The organism is Streptomyces sp. SD31 (assembly GCF_052068475.1).
In the GTDB taxonomy this organism is placed as follows: Bacteria; Actinomycetota; Actinomycetes; order Streptomycetales; family Streptomycetaceae; genus Streptomyces.
In genome coordinates, this window is sequence record NZ_JBQHCX010000003.1 from 352,033 (window position 1) to 376,271 (window position 24,239).

A 24,239-nucleotide genomic window follows, 5' to 3' on the forward strand; every position below is an offset into this window, starting at 1 on the left:
CAGTACGGCGATGGCACGGAACATCCAGTCGCTCGAACGGGCGGCCGCGATGCTGCGGCTCCTCGCGGGCGGTGAGCGGCGGCTCGGCCTGTCGGACATCGCCTCGTCGCTGGGCCTCGCCAAGGGCACCGCCCATGGGATCCTGCGCACGCTCCAGCAGGAGGGCTTCGTCGAGCAGGACGACGCCTCCGGGCGGTACCAGCTGGGCGCCGAGCTGCTGCGCCTGGGCACCACCTATCTGGATGTGCACGAGCTGCGGGCGCGCGCCCTGGTGTGGACGGACGACCTGGCCCGCTCCAGCGGGGAGAGCGTCTACCTGGGCGTTCTGCACCAGCAGGGCGTGCTGATCGTGCACCACGTCTTCCGGCCCGACGACAGCAGGCAAGTGCTGGAGATCGGGGCCATGCAGCCGCTGCACTCCACGGCCCTGGGCAAGGTCCTGTCGGCGTACGACCCGGTCGCGCACAGCGAGGCGATCGAGGCCGACCGCAAGGCCTTCACGGACCGGACCGTGTGCGAGCTGGACGGCTTCGAGCACATCCTCGACATGACACGCGCGCGTGGGTACGCGGCCGACGTCGAGGAGACCTGGGAGGGCGTCGCCTCCGTCGCCGCAGCCATCCACGACCGGCGCCGTATGCCGGTCGGGTCGGTGGGCATCACGGGCGCCGTGGAGCGGCTGTGCCGGGACGGCGAGCTGCGGCCCGAGCTGATCGCGGCGGTACGGGACTGCGCCCGCGCGGTGTCGCGGGACCTGGGCGCCGGGCGGTTCTGAGAGCCCGCACGGGGTGAGTGTGGCTGCCGGGACGTCGTAGGGCGTTCCGGCCTTCGTCGTGCCCCGGCCCAGCCATCTCCATGTCGATAAATCAACACAACCGACAACGATCGCGCATTCAACGACACAGCTCTTGACGCACATACGAAGCCGGGGCAAGACTCCCGTCCATCGGTCGGCATTGTCGAACACCTACCGGCAATACGCGCTAGAGTGTGACAACGCCAAGGGCCGGCATCGCTCTCACCCCTGAGGGCAACGCGAACCACCGGAGGGACCCGGGGTTCGGCTTCCCCTGGACGAAGGACAAAGGAGTCGCGGGTGTCCAGCTCCGACATCTTCATCGGCGAGACCATCGGTACCGCCATACTCATCCTGCTCGGCGGCGGCGTCTGCGCCGCTGTCACGCTGAAGGCCTCCAAGGCTCGTAACGCCGGCTGGCTCGCCATCACCTTCGGGTGGGGCTTCGCGGTGCTCACGGCGGTCTACACCTCGGCGCCGCTGTCCGGCGCCCACCTGAACCCGGCCGTGACCGTCGCACTCGCGATCAAGGACAACGACTGGAGCAACGTTCCGGCGTACTTCGCCGGACAGCTGCTCGGCGCCATGATCGGTGCGGCCCTGGTCTGGGTCGCCTACTACGGCCAGTTCCACGCCCACCTCACCGACAAGGAGATCGTCGGAGGTCCGGGCGCGCAGGCCACGGCGGCCAAGGCCGTCGAGGCCCAGGAGAAGGGCGCCGGCCCGGTCCTGGGCATCTTCTCCACCGGTCCCGAGATCCGGAACGCGGTGCAGAACCTCCTCACGGAGATCATCGGCACCGTCGTGCTGGTGCTCGCGGTCCTGACCCAGGGCCTGAACGACAGCGGCAAGGGCCTGGGCACCCTGGGCGCCCTCATCACCGCGCTCGTGGTCGTCTCGATCGGTCTGTCCCTCGGCGGTCCGACCGGCTACGCGATCAACCCGGCCCGTGACCTCGGTCCGCGCATTGTCCACGCCCTTCTCCCCCTGCCCAACAAGGGCGGTTCCGACTGGGGCTACGCCTGGATCCCGGTGGTCGGCCCGCTCATCGGCGGCGCCATCGCGGCAGGCATCTACAACGTCGCGTTCGCCTAGGAGCAGCAAGTTCACCCGTTCGGGTGGGCAGCATCGAAACTCTCAGCGCGCGCCGTACGTAAAGCCCCATAACCACGGAACTTCCAGGAGCACACAGTGACCGACGCCCACACCGCCGGCCCCTTCATCGCCGCCATCGACCAGGGCACCACCTCGTCCCGCTGCATCGTCTTCGACCGCGACGGCCGTATCGTCTCCGTCGACCAGAAGGAGCACGAGCAGATCTTCCCGAAGCCGGGCTGGGTCGAGCACAACGCCACGGAGATCTGGACCAACGTCCAGGAGGTCGTCGCCGGAGCCATCGCGAAGGCCGGCATCACCCGCGACGACATCAAGGCCATCGGCATCACCAACCAGCGCGAGACCACCGTGCTGTGGGACAAGAACACCGGTGAGCCCGTCCACAACGCCATCGTCTGGCAGGACACCCGCACCGACGCGCTCTGCAAGGAGCTCGGCCGCAATGTCGGCCAGGACCGCTTCCGCCGTGAGACCGGTCTTCCCCTCGCCTCCTACTTCGCCGGTCCCAAGGCCCGCTGGCTGCTGGACAACGTCGAGGGCCTCAAGGAGCGCGCCGAGGCCGGCGACATCCTCTTCGGCACCATGGACACCTGGGTCATCTGGAACCTGACCGGCGGTGTCGACGGCGGCAAGCACGTCACCGACGTCACCAACGCCTCCCGCACCATGCTGATGAACCTCCACACCATGGAGTGGGACGACAAGATCGCCGAGTCGATCGGTGTACCGCTGCAGATCCTGCCCGAGATCCGCTCCTCCGCCGAGGTCTACGGCGAGATCACCGGCGGCAAGCTGGGCGACCTGCTCGGCGGCATCCCGGTCGCCTCCGCGCTCGGCGACCAGCAGGCGGCCCTGTTCGGCCAGACCTGCTTCGCCGAGGGCGAGGTCAAGTCGACGTACGGCACCGGCACCTTCATGGTGATGAACACCGGTGAGAAGATCATCAACTCGTACGCGGGTCTGCTGACCACGGTCGGCTACAAGATCGGCGACCAGCCGACGGTCTACGCCCTGGAGGGCTCGATCGCCGTCACCGGCTCGCTGGTGCAGTGGATGCGCGACCAGATGGGCCTGATCTCCACCGCCGCCGAGATCGAGACGCTCGCGCTCTCCGTCGAGGACAACGGCGGCGCCTACTTCGTGCCGGCCTTCTCCGGCCTGTTCGCCCCGCACTGGCGCTCCGACGCCCGCGGTGTGATCGCCGGCCTGACCCGGTACGTCACCAAGGCGCACCTCGCGCGTGCCGTTCTGGAGGCCACCGCCTGGCAGACGCGGGAGATCGCCGACGCCATGGTCAAGGACTCCGGCGACGAGCTGGTGGCGCTCAAGGTCGACGGCGGCATGACCGCCAACAACCTGCTGATGCAGACGCTCTCCGACGTCCTGGACGCCCCCGTGGTGCGCCCGATGGTCGCCGAGACGACCTGCCTCGGCGCCGCCTACGCCGCCGGTCTCGCCGTCGGCTTCTGGAACAGCACCGACGACCTGCGCGCCAACTGGCGCCGGGCCGCCGAGTGGACCCCCCGCATGGACGCGGAGACCCGCGACCGTGAGTACAAGAACTGGCTCAAGGCCGTCGAGCGGACCATGGGCTGGCTCGAGGACGACGAGAGCTGACGAGAGCCGACGAAGGCTCCGACGCGAGCTCTGATGAGGAGTAAGAACCCGAAATGACCAGTCAGTCCACCCTGCAGTCCGTGCCTGCCCTCGGTACGCGCCCGGCCTCCGGCTCCAACCCGAGCCGCGCCGAGACCCGGGAGCAGCTCGCCAAGGCGTCGTACGACCTTCTCGTGATCGGCGGCGGCATCCTGGGCATCTCCACCGCCTGGCACGCCGCGCAGTCCGGCCTGCGGGTGGCTCTGGTCGACGCCGGCGACTTCGCCGGCGCCACCTCGTCCGCCTCCTCCAAGCTGCTCCACGGCGGTCTGCGCTACCTGCAGACCGGCGCGGTGAAGCTGGTGGCGGAAAACCACTTCGAGCGCCGTGCGGTCTCCCGCCAGGTGGCACCTCACCTGGCGAACCCGCTCACGTTCTACCTCCCCGTGTACAAGGGCGGGCCGCACGGCGCCGCGAAGCTCGGGGCGGGCGTCTTCGCCTACTCCGCGCTCTCCGCGTTCGGTGACGGCGTCGGACACCTGCTGTCGCCGGCCAAGGCCGCGCAGGACGTGCCCGAGCTGCGCACCGAGAACCTCAAGGCCGTGGCCGTGTACGGCGACGACCAGATGAACGACGCGCGCATGGCGCTGATGACGGTCCGCGCGGCCGTCGACGCGGGCGCCGTCGTGCTCAACCACGCCGAGGTCAGCGGCCTGCGCTTCACCAAGGGCCGGGTGACGGGCGCGGAGCTGCGCGACCGCCTCTCCGGCGACGAGTTCGGTGTGAACGCCCGCCTGGTGCTCAACGCGACCGGCCCGTGGGTCGACCACCTGCGCAAGATGGAGGACCCGAATGCCGCGCCGTCGATCCGTCTGTCGAAGGGCGCGCATCTGGTCCTGAAGCGGACCTCGCCCTGGAAGGCGGCGCTCGCGACCCCGATCGACAAGTACCGCATCACCTTCGCCCTGCCCTGGGAGGACATGCTCCTGCTGGGCACCACGGACGAGGAGTTCGAGGGCGACCCGGCGGACGTCGCGGTCAACGACAAGGACATAGCCCAGATCCTGGACGAGGCCGCGTTCTCCATCCGGGACCAGCAGCTCGACCGCGACCTCATCACGTACTCCTTCGCGGGTCTGCGTGTGCTGCCGGGCGGCCCCGGTGACACGGCGAAGGCCAAGCGCGAGACCGTGGTGACCGAGGGCAGGGGCGGCATGCTGTCCGTCGCGGGCGGCAAGTGGACCACCTTCCGGCACATCGGCCGTACGGTCATGCAGAAGCTTCAGGCGCTGCCGGGCCACCCGCTGGGCGACGACTTCGAGCCGATCGCCTCGCTGCCGAAGAAGCTCCCGCTGCCGGGCATCGCCAACCCGCGCGCGGTCGCCCACCGTCTGCTGACCGACCGTCCGGCGCCCGGCCCGCGCATGGCGGCCGACACGGCGAAGCACCTGGCGACGCACTACGGTTCGCTGGCCTTCGACATCGCCCGCATCGCGAACGAGAACCCGGAGCTGGGCGAGCGCGTCCACCCGGACGCCCCGGAGATCTGGGCCCAGGTCGTCTACGCCCGCGACAACGAGTGGGCCGAGACGCAGGACGACGTGCTGCGCCGCCGTACGACGCTGACGATCCGGGGCCTGGCCACGGACGACGTCCGGGCAAAGGTCCAGGACCTGCTCGACAAGAAGTGAGCCTCGCAGGCGCCGAGGGAGGTTTTCGCCGGATGAGCCTCCCTCTGCGCCGGGTCCGGCCACTCCCCTGACCGGGCCGGACCGCACGAGGGCGGCCCCGTTTCTTCCGCACCGGGGCCGGCCACCATCGGAAGGGGCGGCTCCACGCCGACGGAGCCGCCCCTTTCGCATGCGGAATTGCGGTGTGCCCTAGGACGTCTGCGCCAGCTCCCTTACAGCGTTCGGGTTCTTCAACTCATGGCGTCGCACGATCAGTTCACGCCCCAGCAGCAGGGCCCGCCGGGACGCCGGTACCGGGTCCGGCAGGGTCGTCAGGTCCGTCAGGTGGGCGAAGCCGATGATGCGGCGGACGATTTCTGTGCCGGCGTAGCCGAGGGACTCGGTCCAGGCGCGGCGCAGGAAGCGGTCCAAGTACGCGTCGTCGAAGAAGGTGTCGATGCGGGTCGGCCACAGGCGGCGGAACTCCGTCTCGAACGCCTCCCAGGACAGGCGGAGTTGGTCGGCGTGGTCGGACAGCGTGCCGAGCGCCCGTGCCCGCTCCTCGGACACCAGGACGTTCGCCCAGTACAGACCCAGGTCGTAGCCGACGGGGCCCACGAAGGAGAACTCGGGGTCGAAGACCCGTACCACGTGGGCGCCTTCGCGCTCACCGACCATGACGCTGCCGGTGTGCAGGTCGCCGTGGAGGAGGGCCTGGGCGCTGGTCATGAAGGTGTGGCGGAGGTCGGCGACCTCGGTGCGCAGCCGGGCGTCGGCGCGGAACTCGGCCGCCAGGTCGTCCAGCCCCTCGTGCCAGTGGTTGTGCTCGTGCTCGATGTACGGCTCGGACAGGACCACGTCCTCGGTGATCTTGCAGAGCTCCGGGCTGACCGAGGCCGCGATGAGCGCCTTGCGGTCGGCCGACTCCAGGCCGAAGTCGCTGGTCGCGAAGGAGAGCTGGGCCACGAACTCGCCGATGCGGGCGGAGGTGTGGGGGCCGTACGGCTCGCCCTCGTTCAGGCGGGTGCGCAGGACCTCCAGGTCCGACATGTCCTCCATGACGAGGGCGTAGTTCTCGGGGTCGTAGCCGTGGATCGCCGGGATCTTGTCGGGGGCGACCCTCGCCACCTGGTCGTACGCGCGGGCCTCGGCGTCGGCGCGGTCGGGGTTCATCGGCCAGGAGGGACCGGCGACGCGGACCCAGGGCAGGGCCTGCTTGACGGCGAGGCTGCGGGTGCCGTCGGCGGAGGACGCGAGGAACACGCGGTTCATGTTGCCGTCCGACACCTCGCGGACGCGGATGTCGGTCGCGTCGTCCCAGTGGCCGCGCTCGCGCAGGTAGCCGGGGATGTCGTCGGTCTCCAGGATGCGGTAGCCCATCGTACGAACTCCTCTGACTTCCTTATGCGGTACGGCGCTTGGACAGGGTGAAGCTGAAAACCAGGGCGAGGATGAGGACCGCGCCCTCGACGACGTCCTGGGTGTAGTACGGCAGGCCCTTGATGGTCAGGCCGGTGGTGATGATGCCGATGAGGACGGCGCCGAGGGCCGTGCCCCAGACGTTGGGGCGGCCGCGGCCCAGGACGGAGGTGCCGACGAGGGCCACCGCGACCGCCTCCAGCAGCTGGGAGGTGCCGGCCGACACATCGCCCTGGCCGATGCGGGACGCCAGGATCAGGCCGCCGATCGAGGCGAGGACGCCGGAGAGGACGTAGGCGAGGGCCCGGTACGCACCGACGCGGATGCCGGCCAGGCGGGAGGCCTCGGGGTTGGCGCCGATGGCGTACAGGACGCGGCCCCAGCGGGTGCGGGCGAGGAAGACCCAGGCGGCGATCGTCAGGCCGCCGAAGATCAGCACGGAGATGGGTATGCCGAGGACCGTGCCGCGGTCGATGCGCAGGAAGCCGTCGGTGAACTTGCCGGGGGCCGTGGTGCCGTCGTCCAGCGTCATGCCCGGGGTGATGGACTGGCCGTCGACCAGGATGAGTTTGCTGCCCTGGATCACGAACATGGTGCCGAGGGTGGCGAGCATGTCGGGGATCTTCAGTACGACGATCAGGAGCGCGTTGAGCAGGCCCGCGAGCGCGCCTGCCGCCAGGACCGCGATGATCGCGACCGTGCCGATCTGGTTGAAGACGACCATCGCCTGAGCGGCGACCGAGACGCCGAGGCCCGCCACCGCGCCGACGGACATGTCCATTCCGCCGACGGCCATGGTGAGGGTGACCCCGAGGCCGAGGATCGCGGCCACCGAGACGTACCGGAGGGTGTCGAGGAGGGTCGCCGACTCACGGAAGGAGCCCTCGCTCAGCGCGAAGTACAGGAACAGCGCGACCGTGACGAAGATGAAGCCGTACTTGATGACGGCGTTCTGGACGCGTGCGGCGGTGGAGGCCGCGGGCGGGATCGCCGCCTTCGTGGGGACCTCGGTGCTCTGCTGGGTGGTCATGGGGTGCTGCTTCCTTCGGGCGTACGGCCGGCCGACGGCATCAGACGGACGCGGAGATGGTCTGGATCACGCGGTCGCGTTCCGCGTCCTCGCCGTACGCGTCGAGGTGGATCTCCCCGGCGGCGAGCACCACGACCCGGTCGGCGATCTCAAGGATTTCGTCGACGTCGGCGGAGAGGACGAGAACCGCGGCCCCCTCGGCGGCCAGCGCGCGGGCGCGGCGGCCGATGTCCCGGCGAGCGCCGATGTCCACGCCTCGGAACGGTTCGTCCAGGATGAGGACCCGGGGCGTCTCGGCGAGCCAGCGGCCGACGACGACCTTCTGCTGGTTGCCGCCGGACAGTTCCTCGACGGTGCTGTGCTCGTCGCGGGCGACGACGCCGAGGGCGGCGATGGTGTCGCGGCCGAGGGCGTCCTCCTTCGAACGCTGGACGAGTCCCACTCGCGACAGCGACTTCAGGAACGGCAGCGAGATGTTCTGGGCCAGCGACCAGCCGGGGACCAGGGCGTCTGCGTGCCTGTCCTCGGGGACCAGGTGGACGCCGTTGCGGATCGCGTCGGCGGGACGGCGGGGCTCGTACCGTTTGCCGTCGAGTTCGACCGCGCCCACCGCGAAGGGCTCGGCACCGAACAGGCCGCGGGCCAGCTCGGTCTTGCCCGCGCCCAACAGGCCTACGACGCCGGTGACTTCGCCGGTGCGGAGGTCGAGGTCCATGGGGGCGCTGCCCTCGAAGAGGCGGACGCCGCGCAACGAAAGCACCACCTCGCCCATGGCCCCTTCCCGGACCGGGCGGGCGGTCGTCGCTTCCTGCGCCTGGGCCAGCATCGCGCGCAGGGCGGCGTCCCAGTCGAACGGCTTGGCCTGGTCCTCGGTGAGACGCCCGTCTCGCAGGACGACCAAGCGGTCGGCCAGTGCGTCGATCTCGCCGAGGCGGTGGGAGACGTAGAGCACCGCGATGCCGTCGTCCCGCATCTTCTCGACGAGCGCGAAGAGGCGCTCCGCCTCGGCGGCGGACAGGGCCGATGTCGGCTCGTCGAGGATGAGCAGACGGGGCCGGGTGGCCAGGGCGCGCGCGAGGATGAGCAACTGACGGTCGGAGATGCCGAGTTCGGTGACATCGCGGCGCAACAGGGAGTCGCTCCAGTCCAGGCCCAGGCCCGCCTGGATCTCGCGGGCGCGGGCCAGCAGCCTGTTCCCGTTGAGGAAGGGGTTGCCGCGGCTCTGCGCCAGTTCCTCGAAGACGAGGTTCTCGGCGACCGTGAGGCCGGGCACGATGCCCTCGCCGATGCGCTGGTGCACCGTCTGGATGCCCAACTGCCGTGCGGCGAGAGGCGACTGGAGAGCTGCGGGCTCCCCGGCGACGCGGACCTCCCCGCCGTGGTCCGTGTGCACGCCCGACAGGATCTTGATCAGCGTGGACTTGCCGGCGCCGTTCGCGCCGAGCAGCGCGACGACGCTGCCCGGTGCGATGTCGAGGGAGACGGAGGCGAGGACCGTCTTGCCGCCGAAGGACTTGCCGACGTCCCGGAGGCTGACCGCGGGGGTCACGTCAGGGAGTCCGGAAGGCTCAGTGGGCGACATTGGGGATCCAGTCCGCGGTGCTGACCTTGGCGAGGTTCAGCGCGGGCAGCGCCTCCCGCAGCTGGTCCATGTTCTCGATCTTCTTCTCGCGCAGGAAGTCCTGGGTGATGGCGACGGCCGGGAACTCGACGGAGGACTTGCCCAGTTGACCGGCCAGCTCCAGGGCGGTCGTACGGACGACGGCGGCGCCGACGGCCGACGGGTCGGTGCCCGCGGTGGCGGCCCAGGGGCTGCCGTCGGCGGTCATGTTCTGGATGTCGGCGTTGGACACGTCCGCGCCGAAGACCTTCACCCTGTCCTGGAGCTTCTTGTTCTGGACGGCGAGGACGGTGCCCTTGGCGAGTTCGTCGTACGGGGCGAAGATGCCGGTGACGTCGGAGTGCTGGGTGAGGGCGGCGGACACCAGCGGCACGTTGTCGGTGGCCGTGGAGTCGGTGACCTTGCCGACCTTGAACTGCTGCTTCCAGCCCTGGGCGTCGACCGTCGACTTCCAGACGCTGTCGCGCTTGTCGAGGGCGGCGTATCCGGCGACGTTGACGTAGCCGACCTTGGCGTTCTTGCCGAGTTCCTTGGCCATCACGTCGAGGACGGCCTGCGCCATGCTCGCGTCGTTCTGTTTGGTGCTGACGACGCCCTTGGTGGCGGTCTCGACGTCGTAGACGACGACCTTGATGCCCTTCTTCACGGCCTTGTCGATCTCCGGCTGGATGGTGGCCGGAAAGCCGTGGTCGACGATGATGGCCTGCGCGCCGGAGTTGATGGCCGAGGACAGGTCGGTGGCCTGCTTGGCGTTGTCGGCCTGGGCGTCGTACACGGTCAGGTCGATGCCGAGGGCCTTGGCCTGCGCCTTGGCGCCGTTGCCCCACTGCTCGAAGTAGTCGCCGGCGCCGCTCTGCCGGACCAGGGCCACCTTGACGGTGCCCTTGCTGAAGGGGGCGGGCTTGGCGCCGGTCGCGGCCGCGGCCGAGGCGGCGGTGTTGCCGGAGGTCTTGGAGGCGTCCGTGGACTGCGAGCAGCCCGCGAGGAGCAGGGCGGAGACGGCGGCGAGGGGAAGGCGGACGCGGGACATGACGGGGCTCCAGGTGCGGGGAAGGGGTGGGGAGTTGCTCGACCCGGAGCTGGGGACACGAACGCGCCACCGGCCGTTGCGCGGCACCACCGGCCGTTTGCGCGACTACCACTGGGCCGTTGCGCGGCCACCGACCGTTGCACGGCTGGTGCGGCAGCCCGCGGAAAGCGGGCGTGCGGGAGCTCCGGATGAGGTCAGCGACAGCTGGCTGTGGTCGACCGGAGCAAGTCCACGTACAGCCGCCGCACGAGCAGCAGCGTCTTCATACGGAGATCATGGGAACGATTTCAGCCACCCGTCAAAGCGATGGAAGCGGTTTCTCATCACGTGAGACAACGACTTCGTCACACGCGGTCGACGCCTCGACGGAGACTTGACGGAGTTACGATCACCGGACCGGCACCCCGAACCGGCACAGTGAGGCCCCGATGACGACTCTTCGCGCGACAGCGATGCGCATGCCCTGCATGCGGTGCTGTCCTGGCGCGATGTGTCGCGGCTGACCGGCACCGACCGGCTTTCCCGCCCGCTGCGCCCTTTCTCACCTCCCCCTCCGGGTGCTTGTCTCGGTACCCGGAATTCCCTTCCAGTTCCAGGAGTTGCCCCCATGACCCTGCTGACGACCTGGCCCGAGTCCGGACCGCAGACCCTGATCCGCCGCACCTCGGACCCCGCCGAGATCGCCGCGGCCCTGAAGCCGCTGGGCGTGCGCTACGAGCAGTGGCCGATCCGTGAGGACGTGCCGTTCGACGCGGACAGCGACACGGTGTTCGCGGCGTACGGCCCGGAGATCGACCGGCTCAACGCCGAGGAGGGCTTCACCACCGTCGACGTCCTGGGCCTGCACCCCAGCGACGACCCGGAGTTCCCGGCGAAGGCGAAGGCAGCTCGCGAGAAGTTCCTCCAGGAGCACACGCACGACGACGATGACGAGGTCCGCTTCTTCGTCTCCGGTTCCGGCATCTTCTACCTCCACGTGAGCGGCGAGGTGCACGCCGTCTTCTGCGAGAAGGGCGACCTGTTGGGCGTGCCACGCGGCACCACGCACTGGTTCGACATGGGCACGAAGCCGTCCTTCACCGCGATCCGCTTCTTCCACGAGGAGGACGGCTGGATCGGCAACTTCACCGGTTCCACCATCGCCGCCCGCTTCCCGGACTACGACACGATCGCGGCCGGCTACGAGGCCGACAGGGCCGCCGCGTGAGCGTGCGGGACCTGCGGTTCGACGTGGACGCCGTGGTGCTCGACATCGAGGGCACCACGAGCGCCACCGGGTTCGTCGTCGACGTGCTGTACCCGTACTCGCGCTCGCGGTTCGGCGCGCTGCTCGCCGAGCGCGGCGACGACCCGGAGGTGGCGCGGGCTCTAGCGCAGGTGCGGGAGCTGACGGGCGAGGCGGACGCCGACGCCGTACGCATCGAGAAGACCCTCAACACCTGGCTGGACGAGGACCGCAAGGCCACGCCGCTGAAGACCCTCCAGGGCATCATCTGGTCCGAGGGCTTCGCCCGCGGTGACCTCGTCTCGCACTTCTACGACGACGTCGTCCCGCGGCTGCGCGCCTGGCACGCGGCGGGCGTACGGCTGTACGTCTACTCGTCGGGGTCGGTGGCCGCCCAGCGGGCGTGGTTCACCAACAGCCCGGAGGGCGACCTGACGTCGCTCGTCTCCGGTCTGTACGACACCGAGAACGCGGGCCCCAAGCAGGAGCCGGAGTCGTACCGCCGGATCGCGGAGTCGGCCGACGTCGCGCCCGACCGTCTCCTCTTCCTCTCCGACCGCCCCGGCGAGCTGGACGCGGCCCGCGCGGCGGGCTGGTGGGCGGTCGGCGTCCGGCGGCCCGGGGAGCCGTACTACGAGCAGGGTGTCGGCGACCACGCGCAGGCGGGGACGTTCGACGAGATCACCATCAATACTTCCGGGAGCAGCACGTGACCACCGAGATCAGCCAACTCGACCTGGCGGAGGCGGGCGCGGTCCTGGCCGCCGAGTCCGCCCGGTTCGCGTCCTTCGGCTGGATGCGGGGCACCTCCGGCAACCTGTCCGTGGTGCTGTCCCGCGACCCTCTGCGGCTCGCGGTCACGGCCAGCGGGCACGACAAGGGCGAACTGACGCCCGCGGACGTGGTGCTGGTCGACGGGCAGGGCGCCGCGGTGCAGGGCGGCAAGCCGTCCGCCGAGGCCGAACTGCACGCGCGCGTGGCCGCGCTGACCGGTGCCGGGGCCGTGGTCCACGTCCACACGGTCGCGTCCGTGGCGATGGGCCGTCGCGAGCCCGGTGGCATCGTCTTCAAGGACCTGGAGATGCTCAAGGGCGTCGGCCAGCCCGCCCACGACGTCGAGGTGACCCTGCCGGTCATCGCCAACAGCCAGGACATGAAGGTCCTCGGCGACCGCCTGGAGGCCGCCCGCGACCCCCGTATGCCCGCGGTGGTCGTGGCCGGACACGGGCTGTACGTGTGGGGCGACAACCCGCGCCAGGCCCGGCACCACACCGAAGTGGTGGAGTGGCTGCTGGAGTTGGAACTGTCGCAGCGCTGACACCAGGGAAGGGAGGGACCCCCGCGTCCGGGAGCCCCTCCCTCGGTCTGCTTCTCTTCGTCTGCGTCTCTTCGTCTGCGTCTCTTCGTCTACTTCAGGTACTCGCCGGGCAGTTGGCCGGAAGCCACTTCCAGCACGCCGCGCTCTGTCACCAGTCCCGTCACCAGCCGCCCCGGCGTGACGTCGAACGCCGGGTTGTGGCCGCGCGACCCGGCCGGAGCCGTCCGCACGCCGGCCCACTCCAGGACCTCGTCCTCGCCCCGGAGTTCGATGTGGATGTCGTCGCCGGTCTTCGTGGCCAGGTCGACGGTGGTCGTGGGCGCCGCCACCAGGAACGGGATCCCAGCGTCCGCGCAGGCCAGGGCGACGCCCACGGTGCCGACCTTGTTCGCGGTGTCGCCGTTGGCGGCGATCCGGTCGGCGCCGACGATCGCCGCGTCGACCTCGCCGCGCAGGATGGTGCCGGCCGCGGCCCCGTCGGCCTGGACGTAGTGCGGGATGCCTTCCTGGACCAGCTCCCAGGCGGTCAGGCGGGATCCCTGGAGCAGCGGGCGCGTCTCGTCGGCGTACACGACCTCCAGCCGCCCGCGCGCGTGCAGTTCGCGGATGACGCCGAGTGCCGTGCCCCAGCCGGCCGTGGCGAGCGCGCCGGTGTTGCAGTGGGTGAGGATGCGCAACGGCCGGTCCGCGCCGACGCGTTCGAGCAGCCAGTCGGCGCCGTGGGCGCCCATGGCGCGGTTCGCCTCGACGTCCTCGCGCTGTACGGCGGCGGCCTCCTCCAGCACGGCGTCGAGGCCCTCGTCGAAGCGGGCCATGACCCGGTCCACGCACACCATGAGGTTGACGGCGGTGGGGCGGGCCTCCCGGACGCGGGCCACGGCCGCGCGCACCTCATCGGCCGACCAGCCCTCCCGCTCCCCCTGGAGCAGCGCGAGGGCGACGCCGTAGGCGCCGGCGGCGCCGATCGCGGGAGCGCCGCGTACGACGAGTCGCCGGATCGCGTCGACCAGGGTGTCCACGTCGCAGACGTCCATCGTCTCGGTGCGGTGGGGGAGCACGGTCTGGTCGATCAGCGCAAGGCTGGTTCCGGTCCAGTGGACGGCACGCAATTCCTCGGACATGGGCCGCACTTCCTGGGACATAAGAGGACACTCCTGCTGCTCCTGTGGGTGTCCGTCACCGTACATGACCTCGGGGAACCACAGTTCGAGACAGCCGAGCGCATGTCCGAACATCAGGTGGACAGTCCAGGGCGGACCTGGTTGCCTCGTCCTGCCCGGACTGGTGAACACACACCCACCTGGCGATGACCCTGCTGCGCGGCCGCGCCGATGACGTGACCCTCCAGGGGTTCCTGGAGCGGGTGCTGCCTGCGGAGGCCCAGCTGCTCGCGCCGAAGAACGTGGCGGCGGCCGTGCGCCCGGCGATCGCCGAGAGCGTCCGGGCCGGGGTGACCTCGGCGCTCGACATGTACTGGTTCCACGAGGCGGCCGAACGGGCGGCCAGGGAGGCGGGCTGGCGGCTCCACTCGGGCCCCACCTTCATGGACGTACCGGAACCGCCCGACGGCCGCGTGTACGAGGAGCGGCTCGCGTGGGCCCGACGGGACCTGGAGGCACGGGGCCCAGCCCGCCACGGCCGCTGTCCCGTCGTCTTCGCCCACTCCGCCTACACCCTCTCCCCCGACCAGCTCACCGAGATCGCCGCCCTGGCAAGGGAGTCCATCGCCCACTGTCCGGTGTCGAACCTGAAGCTGGGCTGTGGCATCGCGCCGGTGCCCCGGCTGCTGAGCGCCGGGGTGACCGTCGGGCTCGGCACGGACGGGGCCGTCAGCTCCAACACCCTGGACGTGCTGGGGGCGGTGCGGCAGGCGGCGCTGGTGCACAAGGCGGGCGGTGACCCCACGGCGGTCGGCGCCGAGCGGGCCGTACGCCTGGCGACGATCGAGGGCGCGCGGGCGCTGGGACTCGGGGAACAGCTGGGCTCGCTGGAGACCGGCAAGCGGGCCGACCTGATCGTGCTCGACCTGAGCGCCCCGCATCTGCGTCCGCCGCACGATCCGTGGTCCACGCTGGCGTACGCGGCGCACTCGGCGGACGTGCGGGACACGGTCGTCGACGGGCGCGTGCTGATGCGGGACCGGGTGCTGACGACACTGGACGAGGAAGCGGTGATCGCCGATCTGGAGGCGCTGCTCTGAACAGGCCGCATAATGTGGAACTGAGACGTCGGATGTCTTGCACGGCATCCTGAACGACCGGGAGGGCGGCCATGGCAGTCACCGACGAGGCGATCGAGAAGATCAAGGGCATGATCGTCTCCGGCGCGCTGCGCCCCGGCGACCGGCTCCCCAAGGAGAGCGAGCTGGCCGCCGATCTCGGCCTGTCCCGCAACTCCCTGCGGGAGGCCGTGCGGGCCCTGTCGCTGATCCGGATCCTGGACGTACGGCAGGGCGACGGCACCTACGTCACGAGCCTGGACCCGCAGCTGCTGCTGGAGGCGCTGAGCTTCGTCGTCGACTTCCACCGTGACGACACGGTGCTGGAGTTCCTCGCCGTGCGCCGCATCCTGGAACCGGCCGCCACGGCGATGGCGGCGTCGCGGATCAGCGAGCAGCAACTGGACGCGCTGGCCAACCAGTTGGACAAGCTCGGCGACGCTCCGTCGGTGGAGGAGCTCGTCGCCTGTGACCTGGAGTTCCATCGGGGCATCGTGCAGAGCTCGGGGAACTCGGTGCTGTGTTCGCTCCTCGACGGTCTGTCGGGTCCGACGACGCGGGCGCGTATCTGGCGGGGCCTGACCCAGGAGGACGCGGTGAGCCGGACCCTGCACGAGCACCGGGCGATCCTGGCGGCGCTGCGGGACCGGGACGGGGAGGCGGCGCGGTCATGGGCGACGGTGCACATCGCGAGCGTGGAGCAGTGGCTGCGGTCGACGCTGTGACCTGGCGGTTCCGCTGCGGCGAGCTTTCGTCGGACATCGGATCTCTAGCGGGTGTTCCGGGGTGGCGAACGGGGCAGTGATCCGTTCACTCCCCCGTGCAAGGGGGCTGCGGGCGCCCCCGCCGCACGCCGTAAGGTTGTGTGGTCAAGCGAGGGCACGTCGGAAGGAGGCGCTGGGTGATCGAGCTCGAGGGGGTTCCCGAGCTGATCGACCCGGTCATGGTGGCCGCGTTCGAGGGCTGGAACGATGCCGGCGACGCCGCCTCCACCGCGGTCGCGCATCTGGACAGGGAGTGGAAGGGCGAGGTGTTCGCGGCGCTGGACGCCGAGGACTACTACGACTTCCAGGTCAACCGCCCCACGGTGTGGATGGACGCCGGGGTGAGGAAGATCACTTGGCCGACGACAAGGTTGTCGGTGGTCCGCGTCGGCGGCGAGAAGCCACGTGATCTCGTACTCGTCCGAGGTATCGAACCGTCCATGCGATGGCGCTCGTTCTGCAACGAGCTTCTTGGCTTCGCGCACGAGCTGGGTGTGGAGCTGGTGGTCATCCTGGGCGCTCTGCTCGGCGACACCCCGCACACGCGTCCGGTCCCGATCAGCGGCACCACGTCCGACTCGGACCTGGCCCGCCGCATGGATCTGGAGGAGACCAAGTACGAGGGCCCCACGGGCATCGTCGGCGTACTCCAGGAAGCCTGCACACACGCCGGCGTACCGGCGGTGTCACTGTGGGCCGCCGTTCCGCACTACGTCTCGCAGCCGCCCAACCCGAAGGCGACGCTGGCCCTCCTCAACCGCCTGGAGGACCTGATCGACGTACGCATCCCGCTGGGCGAACTGCCCGAGGACGCGCGCGCCTGGCAGGTCGGCGTGGACCAGCTGGCGGCCGAGGACAGCGAGGTCGCCGAGTATGTGCAGTCGCTGGAGGAGGCCCGGGACACCGCGGAGCTGCCGGAGGCGTCGGGCGAGGCGATCGCCCGCGAGTTCGAGCGGTATCTGCGCAGACGGGACGGCGGCGGCCCCTCTGCGGGCGGTCACGCCACGGAGAGCGGGGAGGCCGGCCCCTTCCTGAGGGACAATCCGACCGGCCGTACGAAGCCGCCCAAGCCGCCGAAACCGAGCGGCACGGACGACGACGGGTCGTCGGAGTCGCCGGAGGAGTGAGGACGAGGGCGGTGCGCCGGACGCACCGCCCTCGTCCGTTCCGCGGGGACGGGTCTCGTCACGCCGGCACGGAGATCACGTCGTACGTCGTCTCCGGCGTCGGGGTGGTCGTGAAGCGTGCGTTGGGCAGGTAGAGGCGGCCCCGGTGGGCGGCCACCGTGGTCGGCACGTCGAAGAGCGGGTCGGTGACGCGGCGCTGGAAGACTCCGCTGCGGCCGTCGGCGGCCAGCTTGAACACGTCGATCGCGTTCTGCCGGTTCTGTACGACGTACAGCGTGCGCCCGGTCAGCAGCAGGCCGTCGCCGTTGGTGAGCGGGGCCGCGTCGCCGAGGTCGACGAGCTCGGTGACGCCGGTGCGCGGGTTCACGCGGTGCAGGCCGCCGACCCCGGACTGCACGACGAGGAGGGCCGAGCCGTCGGGGGTGCGGGTGATGCCGTTGGCGTTGACGACCTCGCCGGGGGCCTGGCTCCAGTCGCCGCTCAGGGTGAGCGTCACGATGTCGTCCGCGTCCGGCAGTTCGCCGCGCCGACCGAGCGGCAGGGCGTACAGCGCGGGCCGGTAGGAGTCGGTGAACCAGGCCGTGCGCGGGGTCAGGAACACGTCGTTGGCGAAGGTCGGGGTCGCCGTGGTGAGGACGTACGAGGCGATGATCTCACCGGTGCGGGCGTCCACGACGCGGGCGCCCTGGCCGCGTCCGGCGACGAACAGACGTCCCCGGTCGTCGAGTTTGAGGCCGACCGAGGGCGTGCCCGGGCCGGTCGAGATGATGCCGCCCTCTCCGGTGCGCAGATCAGCGCGGTAGATCGAGCCGTCGCCGAGCGAGCCGAGGTAGGCGTACGGTCCGCCGCCGATGGTGATGCCCTCCGGACGGAAGCCGTTCGGGAGGTGGATCACGGAGGGCTGGTTCTTCTCGGCTGTTCCGGCCGCCGCGGCGGGGGTGCCGGCGGATCCGACGAGTGCGGCGCCGGCGGTGGCGGCGCCGGCCGCGAGGAGTGCGCGGCGGGTGGGACGAGGTGCGAAGGAGCGGTGTTCGGGGGCCACGGTGCGTCCTTCCGCGGACAGGACCGGCCAACAGCTGGTCCAACGGTCAACTGACTCTTCCACCCCACCACACACCGACCGCCTCCGCAGCACGGGACAGCCTCTCGACAGCGTCTGGACAGCATCTGGCCCGATTGTGGCGTGACATCTCTTTCAGGACGGATTGCTCACGTTGCCCAATTCAACTTGATTTCAAACCCAGTTGGCGAATGCGGTCTGGACGGACCGGGCGGGGAGTGCTTGGTTGTCCACCGAAGGCGCGCCGCACCACCCGCACTTGGGATCCGCAGGAACCGAAGGGAGCGGCAGACGATGACCGACCAGGCACAGCCGGCACAGGGCCCGGGAGCGTCCGGGCCGGGGCCCGACGGAGCGGGATTCACCTATCGAGGAGCCGAGCGGGAGCTGATCGTCGTAGCTCGCCCGGAGGCCGGGCTGCGCGCCCGGGCCGAGGGCGTGCGGTCGGTGGCGGGCGCCGACACGTCGGCTCTCGACATGTTCCTCACTGACGAACAACTCGCGCTGGAGCCGCTGTTCGGCAACGAGGAGCGGCTGCTGCAAGCCGCCTCTCAAGCCGGCACCGAGGACGTGCCCGACCTCGCGCTGTTCTACCGGGTGCGCGGCGGGGAGAGCCGCGCCGAGGAGCTGCGGGCGCGTATCGCCGCGCTGCCGGGGATCGACTCGGCGTATGTGAAGCCGGGCGCGGTGCCGGCCTCCCTGGGGCAGGTCGGGGAGGACAGCGGGCGCCTGAAGGAGGGTGCGCCGGTCACGCCCGACTACACCGGCCGGCAGGGCTATCTGCGGCCCGCGCCCGAGGGCGTCGACGCGTACTGGGCCTGGCAGCGGCCCGGCGGCACCGGTCAGGGCGTGACCGTGATCGACGTGGAGGGCTCCTGGCAGCTGGGGCACGAGGACCTGGCCGCCAAGCTGGCCGGTGTCGTCGTAGGCACCCCGCTGGCCGACCCGGCCTGGCGCAACCACGGCACCGCCGTGATCGGGGTGATCGGCGGCGACCGGGGCGAGTACGGCGTCACCGGCATCGTGCCGGACACGGTGACCGCGGCCGCGTCCTTCCAGGGCATCGGCACGGCGGCCGCGATCCACGCGGCGGCGGACCGGCTGAGCCCCGGCGACATCGTGCTGATCGAGCTGCACCGCCCAGGGCCCCGGTTCGAGTACGCCGACCGCGACGACCAGCGCGGCTACATCCCGCTGGAGTGGTGGCCGGACGACCTCGCCGCCGTCCGCTACGCCACCGCCAAGGGTGTCCTCGTGGTGGCGGCCGCGGGAAACGGCGCCGAGTCGCTCGACGACGCGGTCTACGAGCGCCGCCCGGACGGCTTCCCGGAGTCCTGGCGCAACCCGTTCAACCCAACCAACCCGACCTCCGGCGCCGTCCTGGTCGGCGCGGGCGCCCCGCCGCCCGGCACCCACGGCCGCGACCACGGCCCGGACCGCACACGCCTCGCGTTCTCCAACTACGGCGCCCGCGTGGACGCCCAGGGCTGGGGGCGCGAGGTGACGACCACCGGCGGCTTCTGGGACCGGCCCGGTGACCTGCAGGGCGGGCCCGAGGAGATCGCCTGGTACACCGACACGTTCTCGGGGACGTCGGCCGCCTCCCCGATCGTGGTCGGCGCACTGGCCGCGCTGCAGGGCATGCTCAAGGCGGCGGGCCAGGAGCCGATGTCCCCGGAACGTGCCCGCGCCGTCCTGCGGGCCACCGGCTCCCCGCAGCAGGACGCGCCGGGCAGGCCCGCCTCCCAGCGGATCGGCAACCGGCCCGACATCAAGGCGGCGGTCACCCATCTGGTGCCGCAGGCGGTCGGCTCGGGCAAGGCCGAGCGGTACTGGGACGAGGTGCTGCCGTATCCGCGTGAACTCCCGCCCAGGCTCCGGCTGTTGGTGGCCGGCGAGTGGCGCAACCTCAATCATCCGTCCCCGGAGATCCGCCAGGCGGTCCACACCGCCTTCGCGGGGGGACGGCCCGATGTCCGAGTCTGGTTCTCGGACGACGAGATCGTCGGCCTGGTCATCACCGGCTGACGCAGCCCATCACATCAAGGGAAGGTGACACCCGTATGAGCACCACCCCGCAGATGAGTCACATGGGACAACAGCAAGGCCAGCAGTTCCCCAGCACGTCGCCGTACCAGCAGCAGCCGTACGGGCAGCAGCAGCCGTTCGGCCAGCAGCAGGGCTACGGCCAGCAGCAGCCGTACGGCATGAGCGGCTCCCTGGAGCAGCTCCAGCAGCTCGGTCAGCAGCAGCCGTTCCAGCAGCTGTTGCAGCAGCTGGGCCAGCCCTTCGGCGGGCAACAGCAGGACCAGCAGGCGCAGCAGGCCGAGCAGCAGATGCAGCAGCAGCTCCAGCAGGTCGCGCTGTCGGCGATGCAGCAGGTCGTGCAGCAGGTGCAGGCCCAGGCCCTCGCCTCCGGTGTGGCGAACGGCTTCGTCGACATCGTGCACCCGCTCCAGGGGCAGCCGCACCAGATCTTCCTGCGCATCAACAACCAGTTCCGGGTCCTCAACGACCCGAACCCGCAAGTGCACCAGCAGATCCAGCAGGCCTTCGCGTTCGGCCACCAGGTGATCGGCATCTGGGACACCCAGTCGCCGAGCGTGCTGCGCAGCGTCCGCATCCAGCGGATCTGACGGGCTGACGCACACCGCGACGCACTCGGGGCGCTTCCTCCGGCGGGAGGAAGCGCCCCTCTCGTGTCTTGTCCGCCGTGGTTACAGAGCCACGCCCAGCAGCGCGTCCACGGCCCGCGACACGACACCTGGGGCGCCGATGTCCGTGCCGCCCCGCTGGTGCTGGAGCTGGACCCAGCGGTCGACCGCGGCGAGCGCGGCCGGGGCGTCCAGGTCGTTCGCCAGGGCCTCGCGGATCCTCTCGACGAGCTCCTCGGCTTCCGGCCCGTCGGGCCGGGACACGGCGGCCCGCCAGCGGTCGAGACGGGCGACGGCGTCCTGAAGCACCTGGTCGGTCCACTCCCAGTCGGCCCGGTAGTGGTGGGCGAGAAGGGCGAGCCGGATGGCGGCGGGGTCGACGCCGTCGCGCCGCAGCTGCGACACGAAGACCAGATTCCCCTTGGACTTGGACATCTTCTCGCCGTGCAGGGCGACCATCCCGGCGTGGACGTACGCCTTGGCCATGGGGAACTCGCCGGTCAGCACCTGGGCGTGCGAGGCGCCCATCTCGTGGTGCGGGAAGGCGAGGTCGGAGCCGCCGCCCTGGACGTCGAAGCCCATGCCGAGGTGGTCGAGGGCGATCGCGACGCACTCGATGTGCCAGCCGGGCCTGCCGCGCCCGAGCGAACCGCCGTCCCAGCTGGGCTCGCCCTCACGGGCGGCCATCCACAGCATCGGGTCGAGCGGGTTCTTCTTGCCCGGACGGTCCGGGTCACCGCCACGCTCGGCGGACAGCAGTCGCATCGCGGCGGCGTCGAGGCCCGACACCTTGCCGAAGTCGGGATCGGACTCGACGGAGAAGTAGATGTCCCCTTCGAGCTCGTACGCGGCCCCGGCGTCCCGCAGCCGCTCCACGAGCGGAACGATGCCGGGTATCGCCTCGACCGCGCCGATGTAGTGCCGCGGAGGCAGCATGCGCAGGGCGGTCATGTCCTCGCGGAAGAGGGCGGTCTCCTTCTCGGCGAGGGCGACCCAGTCGATGTTGTCGCGCTCGGCCCGCTCAAGCAGCGGATCGTCGACGTCGGTGACGTTCTGGACGTAGTGAACCTGCCGCTTGGTGTCGAGCCACACGCGCTGCACGAGGTCGAACGCGTTGTAGGTCGCCGCGTGACCGATGTGGGTCGCGTCGTACGGGGTGATGCCGCAGACGTAGATACGGGCGACGGGACCGGGGTCGAGGGAGACCGGACCGCCGGTCGCGGTGTCGTGGATCCTCAGGTCGCGGCCCTGACCAGGCAGGGCGGGGACCTCAGAAGCGGGCCAGGCATACATGTCATGAGCCTAACCGGACGGATGTTCCGGATACGAACCGGACCGGGCCGGATGGCCGGTAAGGCCTTCTTGCGCGAAACCGGCCGTTGTGCTGCTGGACGGGGGCGGGCTAGACGGGCGGCCAGGGAATCGCCGGCCACTCCCCGCTCGGTTCCGGATGCTTCCCGGACGTCACCAGCGCCTCGACACGCGCGCGCGTGGCCGCCAGCTCGGCGGCGGTGATCAGCCCGGCCAGGCGTACGGCCAGCTCACCGCCCTCCTTCAGCCCGGTCCGCAGGGCACCGAGCACCTCGACCGCCTCCGCCGTAAGCGGCTCCCCCGCCCAGCCCCACAGCAGCGTCCGCAGCTTGTTCTCGACGTTGAAGGTGACCCCGTGGTCGATGCCGTACAGATGGCCGCCCTCGGTGGGCAGCAGGTGCCCGCCCTTGCGGTCGGCGTTGTTGATCACGGCGTCCAGGACGGCGAGCCGCCGCAGCCGCTCGTCGTCGGCGTGCACCAGCAGCGCGGTCTTCCCCTCGCCGACCTCGGCGAAGCCGATCGCCTTCCAGCCGGGCTCGGGCTCCTCACCGTCGACCAGGGCGAGCAGCTCGGCCTCGGGCGTCACGTCGATCCACAGCTGGACCATGCCCTCGCCGTACGGCCCGTCCCGCAGCACCGTGGGCGGTACGAGCCCCCAGCCGGTCGCCTCGGAGACCTCGTACGCGGCGACCTCGCGCTGCGCGAGCGTCCCGTCGGGAAAGTCCCACAGCGGCCGCTCACCGGCGACCGGCTTGTACACGCAGGACGCCTCCTGCCCCTCGTACGCGACCGTGCAGAACAGCGCCGCGTTGGACGCCTCGCGGATGCGCCCGCGCACGGTCAGCTCGCCCTCGACGAGCAGGTCCACCGTGGTCACGCTCCGCGGCGGTATCCGTTCTGGCGCGGACATACGTGTCCTTCCGGGTCGAGCGGGAGGCTGCACAGCGGGCACGGCGGCCGCCCGGCGTTGACGACGTCCAGGGCGCGCTTGGCGAAGGCTCTCGCCTGCGCGCCGGTGAGCCGGACCCGCAGCATCGGGGGCCCGTTCTCCTCGTCCTGGAGGAGCCGCTCCTCGGCCTCGGCGAGGTCCTCCTCGGTGTCGGCGTCGAGCTCGACGAGGGCCTGCGCCTCGACGATCATGCGCTGTTCCTCGCCGTCCCAGGCCAGGGCCATGGTGCCGACGCGGAACTCCTCCTCGACCGGCGCCTCCAGCGGGGCGGTGTCGGCGATCTCGGAGGGCGCCACGGCGGGGACGGCGGCGCTGCCGCCACTACGCCGTACGACCTCGTCGAGCAGCTCGTCCATGCGCTCGGCGAGGGCGGCGACCTGGGTCTTCTCCAGGGCCACGCTGGTCACCCGGGAGCCTGCGGTGGCCTGGAGGAAGAACGTACGGCGTCCGGGAAGCCCGACCGTACCGGCCACGAAACGGTCCGGGGGGTCGTAGAGGAACACCTGACGGGACACGTCCTGTCTCCATTGGAATCGTGAGTACGGCGAACACGTGAGTACGGCGAAAACGTGGGTACGGGAGCTACTTCGACCGCTTCACCCTACTGCGCCGGACGATCACGGTGCGCCCGCGCCGCCCCCGACCGTCGCGTCGTCGGCCGGCGGCTCCTCGCGCGGGGCGAGGGACGCGAAATCACCGGTGTCCCCGAGGCGTACGAGGAACGGCCTCAGGCGTGTGTAACGGATCGCGGTGATGGAACACGGTTCAACGGAAATCCTCTGGAAGAGGTCGAGATGAAGACCGAGTGCGTCCGCGACAAGGGACTTGATGATGTCGCCGTGCGAGCACATCACGTACACGGCGTCGGCGCCGTGATCGCGCTCCACGCGCGCGTTCCACTCCCGTACGGCCTCGGCGGCCCGGGTCTGCATCGCCCGCATCGACTCCCCGCCGGGGAACGCCGCCGCCGAGGGGTGCGCCTGGACGACCTCCATCAGCGGCTCGTCCGCCAGCTCGGCGAGCTTGCGGCCGGACCAGTCGCCGTAGTGGCACTCCCCGATCCGCTCGTCGGTGTGGGCGGTGAGCTCGGGCCGGGCTTCGAGCAGCGGCCGGATCGTCTCCTGGCAGCGCTGCAGTGGGCTCGTGACGACCTCGGAGATCGGCAGCTGGGCGAGCCGTTCGGGCAGGGCGGCGGCCTGCGCGGCCCCGCGCTCGTCGAGGGCGACGCCGGGCGTCCACCCGGCGAGCACCCCCTCGGTGTTGGCGGTGGAGCGTCCGTGCCGGACCAGGATCAGCGTGGGCATGCCGCCCAGCGTAGGCGCACCAGGGGGTGCG

General features: G+C 70.8%; 21 protein-coding genes and 1 pseudogene. 12 read left to right on the top strand and 10 right to left on the bottom strand.

What is annotated here, in order from left to right; genetic code table 11:
- Positions 1-10 precede the first annotated feature (10 nt).
- The 4 genes from ACTMVF_RS08990 to ACTMVF_RS09005 all read left to right on the top strand — a co-directional run bounded on the left by ACTMVF_RS08990 (position 11) and on the right by ACTMVF_RS09005 (position 5,199).
- Positions 11-775, top strand: a complete 765-nt coding sequence (locus tag ACTMVF_RS08990) for an IclR family transcriptional regulator (protein WP_441270401.1) — start codon at positions 11-13, stop codon at positions 773-775.
- 321 nt (positions 776-1,096) lie between these two features.
- Positions 1,097-1,891, top strand: coding sequence for an MIP/aquaporin family protein (locus tag ACTMVF_RS08995; protein ID WP_441270402.1), 795 nt, complete (start codon positions 1,097-1,099; stop codon positions 1,889-1,891).
- Between the two features lie 96 nt (positions 1,892-1,987).
- Positions 1,988-3,529 carry a glycerol kinase GlpK gene (glpK, locus tag ACTMVF_RS09000; protein WP_441270403.1) on the top strand — a complete coding sequence of 514 codons (1,542 nt, stop codon included), beginning with the start codon at positions 1,988-1,990 and terminating at the stop codon, positions 3,527-3,529.
- A gap of 53 nt (positions 3,530-3,582) precedes the next feature.
- Positions 3,583-5,199 (top strand): FAD-dependent oxidoreductase, encoded by a 1,617-nt coding sequence (locus ACTMVF_RS09005; RefSeq protein WP_441270404.1) that lies wholly within the window; start codon positions 3,583-3,585, stop codon positions 5,197-5,199.
- A 189-nt stretch (positions 5,200-5,388) separates the two neighbouring features.
- On the opposite strand, the gene mtnK is transcribed toward ACTMVF_RS09005, so the two are convergent.
- The 4 genes from mtnK to ACTMVF_RS09025 are packed head-to-tail and all read right to left on the bottom strand — an operon-like array spanning position 5,389 to position 10,278.
- Complete coding sequence (mtnK, locus tag ACTMVF_RS09010; RefSeq protein WP_441270405.1) at positions 5,389-6,558, bottom strand: S-methyl-5-thioribose kinase; 1,170 nt, start codon at positions 6,556-6,558, stop codon at positions 5,389-5,391.
- Positions 6,559-6,580: 22 nt separating this feature from the next.
- On the bottom strand, positions 6,581-7,627 hold the full coding sequence (locus ACTMVF_RS09015; protein ID WP_441270406.1) for an ABC transporter permease: 1,047 nt from the start codon (positions 7,625-7,627) through the stop codon (positions 6,581-6,583).
- A gap of 40 nt (positions 7,628-7,667) precedes the next feature.
- The gene (locus ACTMVF_RS09020; protein ID WP_441270407.1) at positions 7,668-9,209 is read right to left on the bottom strand and encodes a sugar ABC transporter ATP-binding protein; all 1,542 of its coding nucleotides are present in this window, start codon (positions 9,207-9,209) and stop codon (positions 7,668-7,670) included.
- Entirely contained in the window at positions 9,196-10,278 is a 1,083-nt protein-coding gene (locus ACTMVF_RS09025; protein WP_441270408.1) for a substrate-binding domain-containing protein, read from the bottom strand. The genes ACTMVF_RS09020 and ACTMVF_RS09025 overlap by 14 nt, the downstream gene beginning before the upstream one ends.
- Before the next feature lie 607 nt (positions 10,279-10,885).
- On the opposite strand from ACTMVF_RS09025, the gene ACTMVF_RS09030 reads away from it, so the two are divergent.
- Genes ACTMVF_RS09030 through mtnB form a run of 3 tightly spaced genes read left to right on the top strand, consistent with a single transcriptional unit; the run spans position 10,886 to position 12,821 of the window.
- Positions 10,886-11,485 carry a 1,2-dihydroxy-3-keto-5-methylthiopentene dioxygenase gene (locus ACTMVF_RS09030; RefSeq protein WP_441270409.1) on the top strand — a complete coding sequence of 200 codons (600 nt, stop codon included), beginning with the start codon at positions 10,886-10,888 and terminating at the stop codon, positions 11,483-11,485.
- Positions 11,482-12,216: an acireductone synthase gene (gene mtnC, locus ACTMVF_RS09035; protein WP_441270410.1), complete on the top strand. Its 735-nt coding sequence runs from the start codon at positions 11,482-11,484 to the stop codon at positions 12,214-12,216. Before ACTMVF_RS09030 ends, mtnC begins: the two co-directional genes overlap by 4 nt.
- Entirely contained in the window at positions 12,213-12,821 is a 609-nt protein-coding gene (gene mtnB / locus ACTMVF_RS09040; RefSeq protein WP_441270411.1) for a methylthioribulose 1-phosphate dehydratase, read from the top strand. The genes mtnC and mtnB overlap by 4 nt, the downstream gene beginning before the upstream one ends.
- An 89-nt stretch (positions 12,822-12,910) precedes the next feature.
- On the opposite strand, the gene mtnA is transcribed toward mtnB, so the two are convergent.
- Entirely contained in the window at positions 12,911-13,942 is a 1,032-nt protein-coding gene (gene mtnA, locus ACTMVF_RS09045; protein WP_441270412.1) for an S-methyl-5-thioribose-1-phosphate isomerase, read from the bottom strand.
- Positions 13,943-14,081: 139 nt separating this feature from the next.
- Between mtnA and ACTMVF_RS09050 the strand changes: the two are divergent.
- The 3 genes and pseudogenes from ACTMVF_RS09050 to ACTMVF_RS09060 form a co-directional block, all read left to right on the top strand.
- Positions 14,082-15,021, top strand: a pseudogene (locus ACTMVF_RS09050) (amidohydrolase family protein); the annotation flags it as partial.
- A 71-nt stretch (positions 15,022-15,092) separates the two neighbouring features.
- Positions 15,093-15,764, top strand: coding sequence for a FadR/GntR family transcriptional regulator (locus ACTMVF_RS09055; protein WP_441270413.1), 672 nt, complete (start codon positions 15,093-15,095; stop codon positions 15,762-15,764).
- Between the two features lie 176 nt (positions 15,765-15,940).
- Positions 15,941-16,930 carry a PAC2 family protein gene (locus ACTMVF_RS09060; protein WP_441270414.1) on the top strand — a complete coding sequence of 330 codons (990 nt, stop codon included), beginning with the start codon at positions 15,941-15,943 and terminating at the stop codon, positions 16,928-16,930.
- Between the two features lie 58 nt (positions 16,931-16,988).
- On the opposite strand, the gene ACTMVF_RS09065 is transcribed toward ACTMVF_RS09060, so the two are convergent.
- On the bottom strand, positions 16,989-17,972 hold the full coding sequence (locus tag ACTMVF_RS09065) for an SMP-30/gluconolactonase/LRE family protein (RefSeq protein WP_441270415.1): 984 nt from the start codon (positions 17,970-17,972) through the stop codon (positions 16,989-16,991).
- 312 nt (positions 17,973-18,284) lie between these two features.
- Between ACTMVF_RS09065 and ACTMVF_RS09070 the strand changes: the two genes are divergently transcribed.
- Positions 18,285-20,018, top strand: a complete 1,734-nt coding sequence (locus ACTMVF_RS09070) for a S8 family peptidase (protein WP_441270416.1) — start codon at positions 18,285-18,287, stop codon at positions 20,016-20,018.
- Between the two features lie 35 nt (positions 20,019-20,053).
- A complete protein-coding gene (locus tag ACTMVF_RS09075) occupies positions 20,054-20,626 on the top strand; it encodes a hypothetical protein (protein ID WP_441270417.1) in 573 nt (190 codons plus the stop codon).
- Between the two features lie 81 nt (positions 20,627-20,707).
- Here ACTMVF_RS09075 and mshC read toward each other — a convergent pair whose 3' ends face one another.
- The 4 genes from mshC to ACTMVF_RS09095 all read right to left on the bottom strand — a co-directional run bounded on the left by mshC (position 20,708) and on the right by ACTMVF_RS09095 (position 24,208).
- A complete protein-coding gene (gene mshC, locus ACTMVF_RS09080) occupies positions 20,708-21,937 on the bottom strand; it encodes a cysteine--1-D-myo-inosityl 2-amino-2-deoxy-alpha-D-glucopyranoside ligase (protein ID WP_441270418.1) in 1,230 nt (409 codons plus the stop codon).
- 109 nt (positions 21,938-22,046) lie between these two features.
- On the bottom strand, positions 22,047-22,865 hold the full coding sequence (locus ACTMVF_RS09085) for an SCO1664 family protein (RefSeq protein WP_441270419.1): 819 nt from the start codon (positions 22,863-22,865) through the stop codon (positions 22,047-22,049).
- A complete protein-coding gene (locus ACTMVF_RS09090; RefSeq protein WP_441270420.1) occupies positions 22,829-23,419 on the bottom strand; it encodes a DUF3090 domain-containing protein in 591 nt (196 codons plus the stop codon). Before ACTMVF_RS09090 ends, ACTMVF_RS09085 begins: the two co-directional genes overlap by 37 nt.
- 102 nt (positions 23,420-23,521) lie before the next feature.
- Positions 23,522-24,208, bottom strand: coding sequence for a histidine phosphatase family protein (locus tag ACTMVF_RS09095; RefSeq protein ID WP_441270421.1), 687 nt, complete (start codon positions 24,206-24,208; stop codon positions 23,522-23,524).
- Positions 24,209-24,239 lie beyond the last annotated feature (31 nt).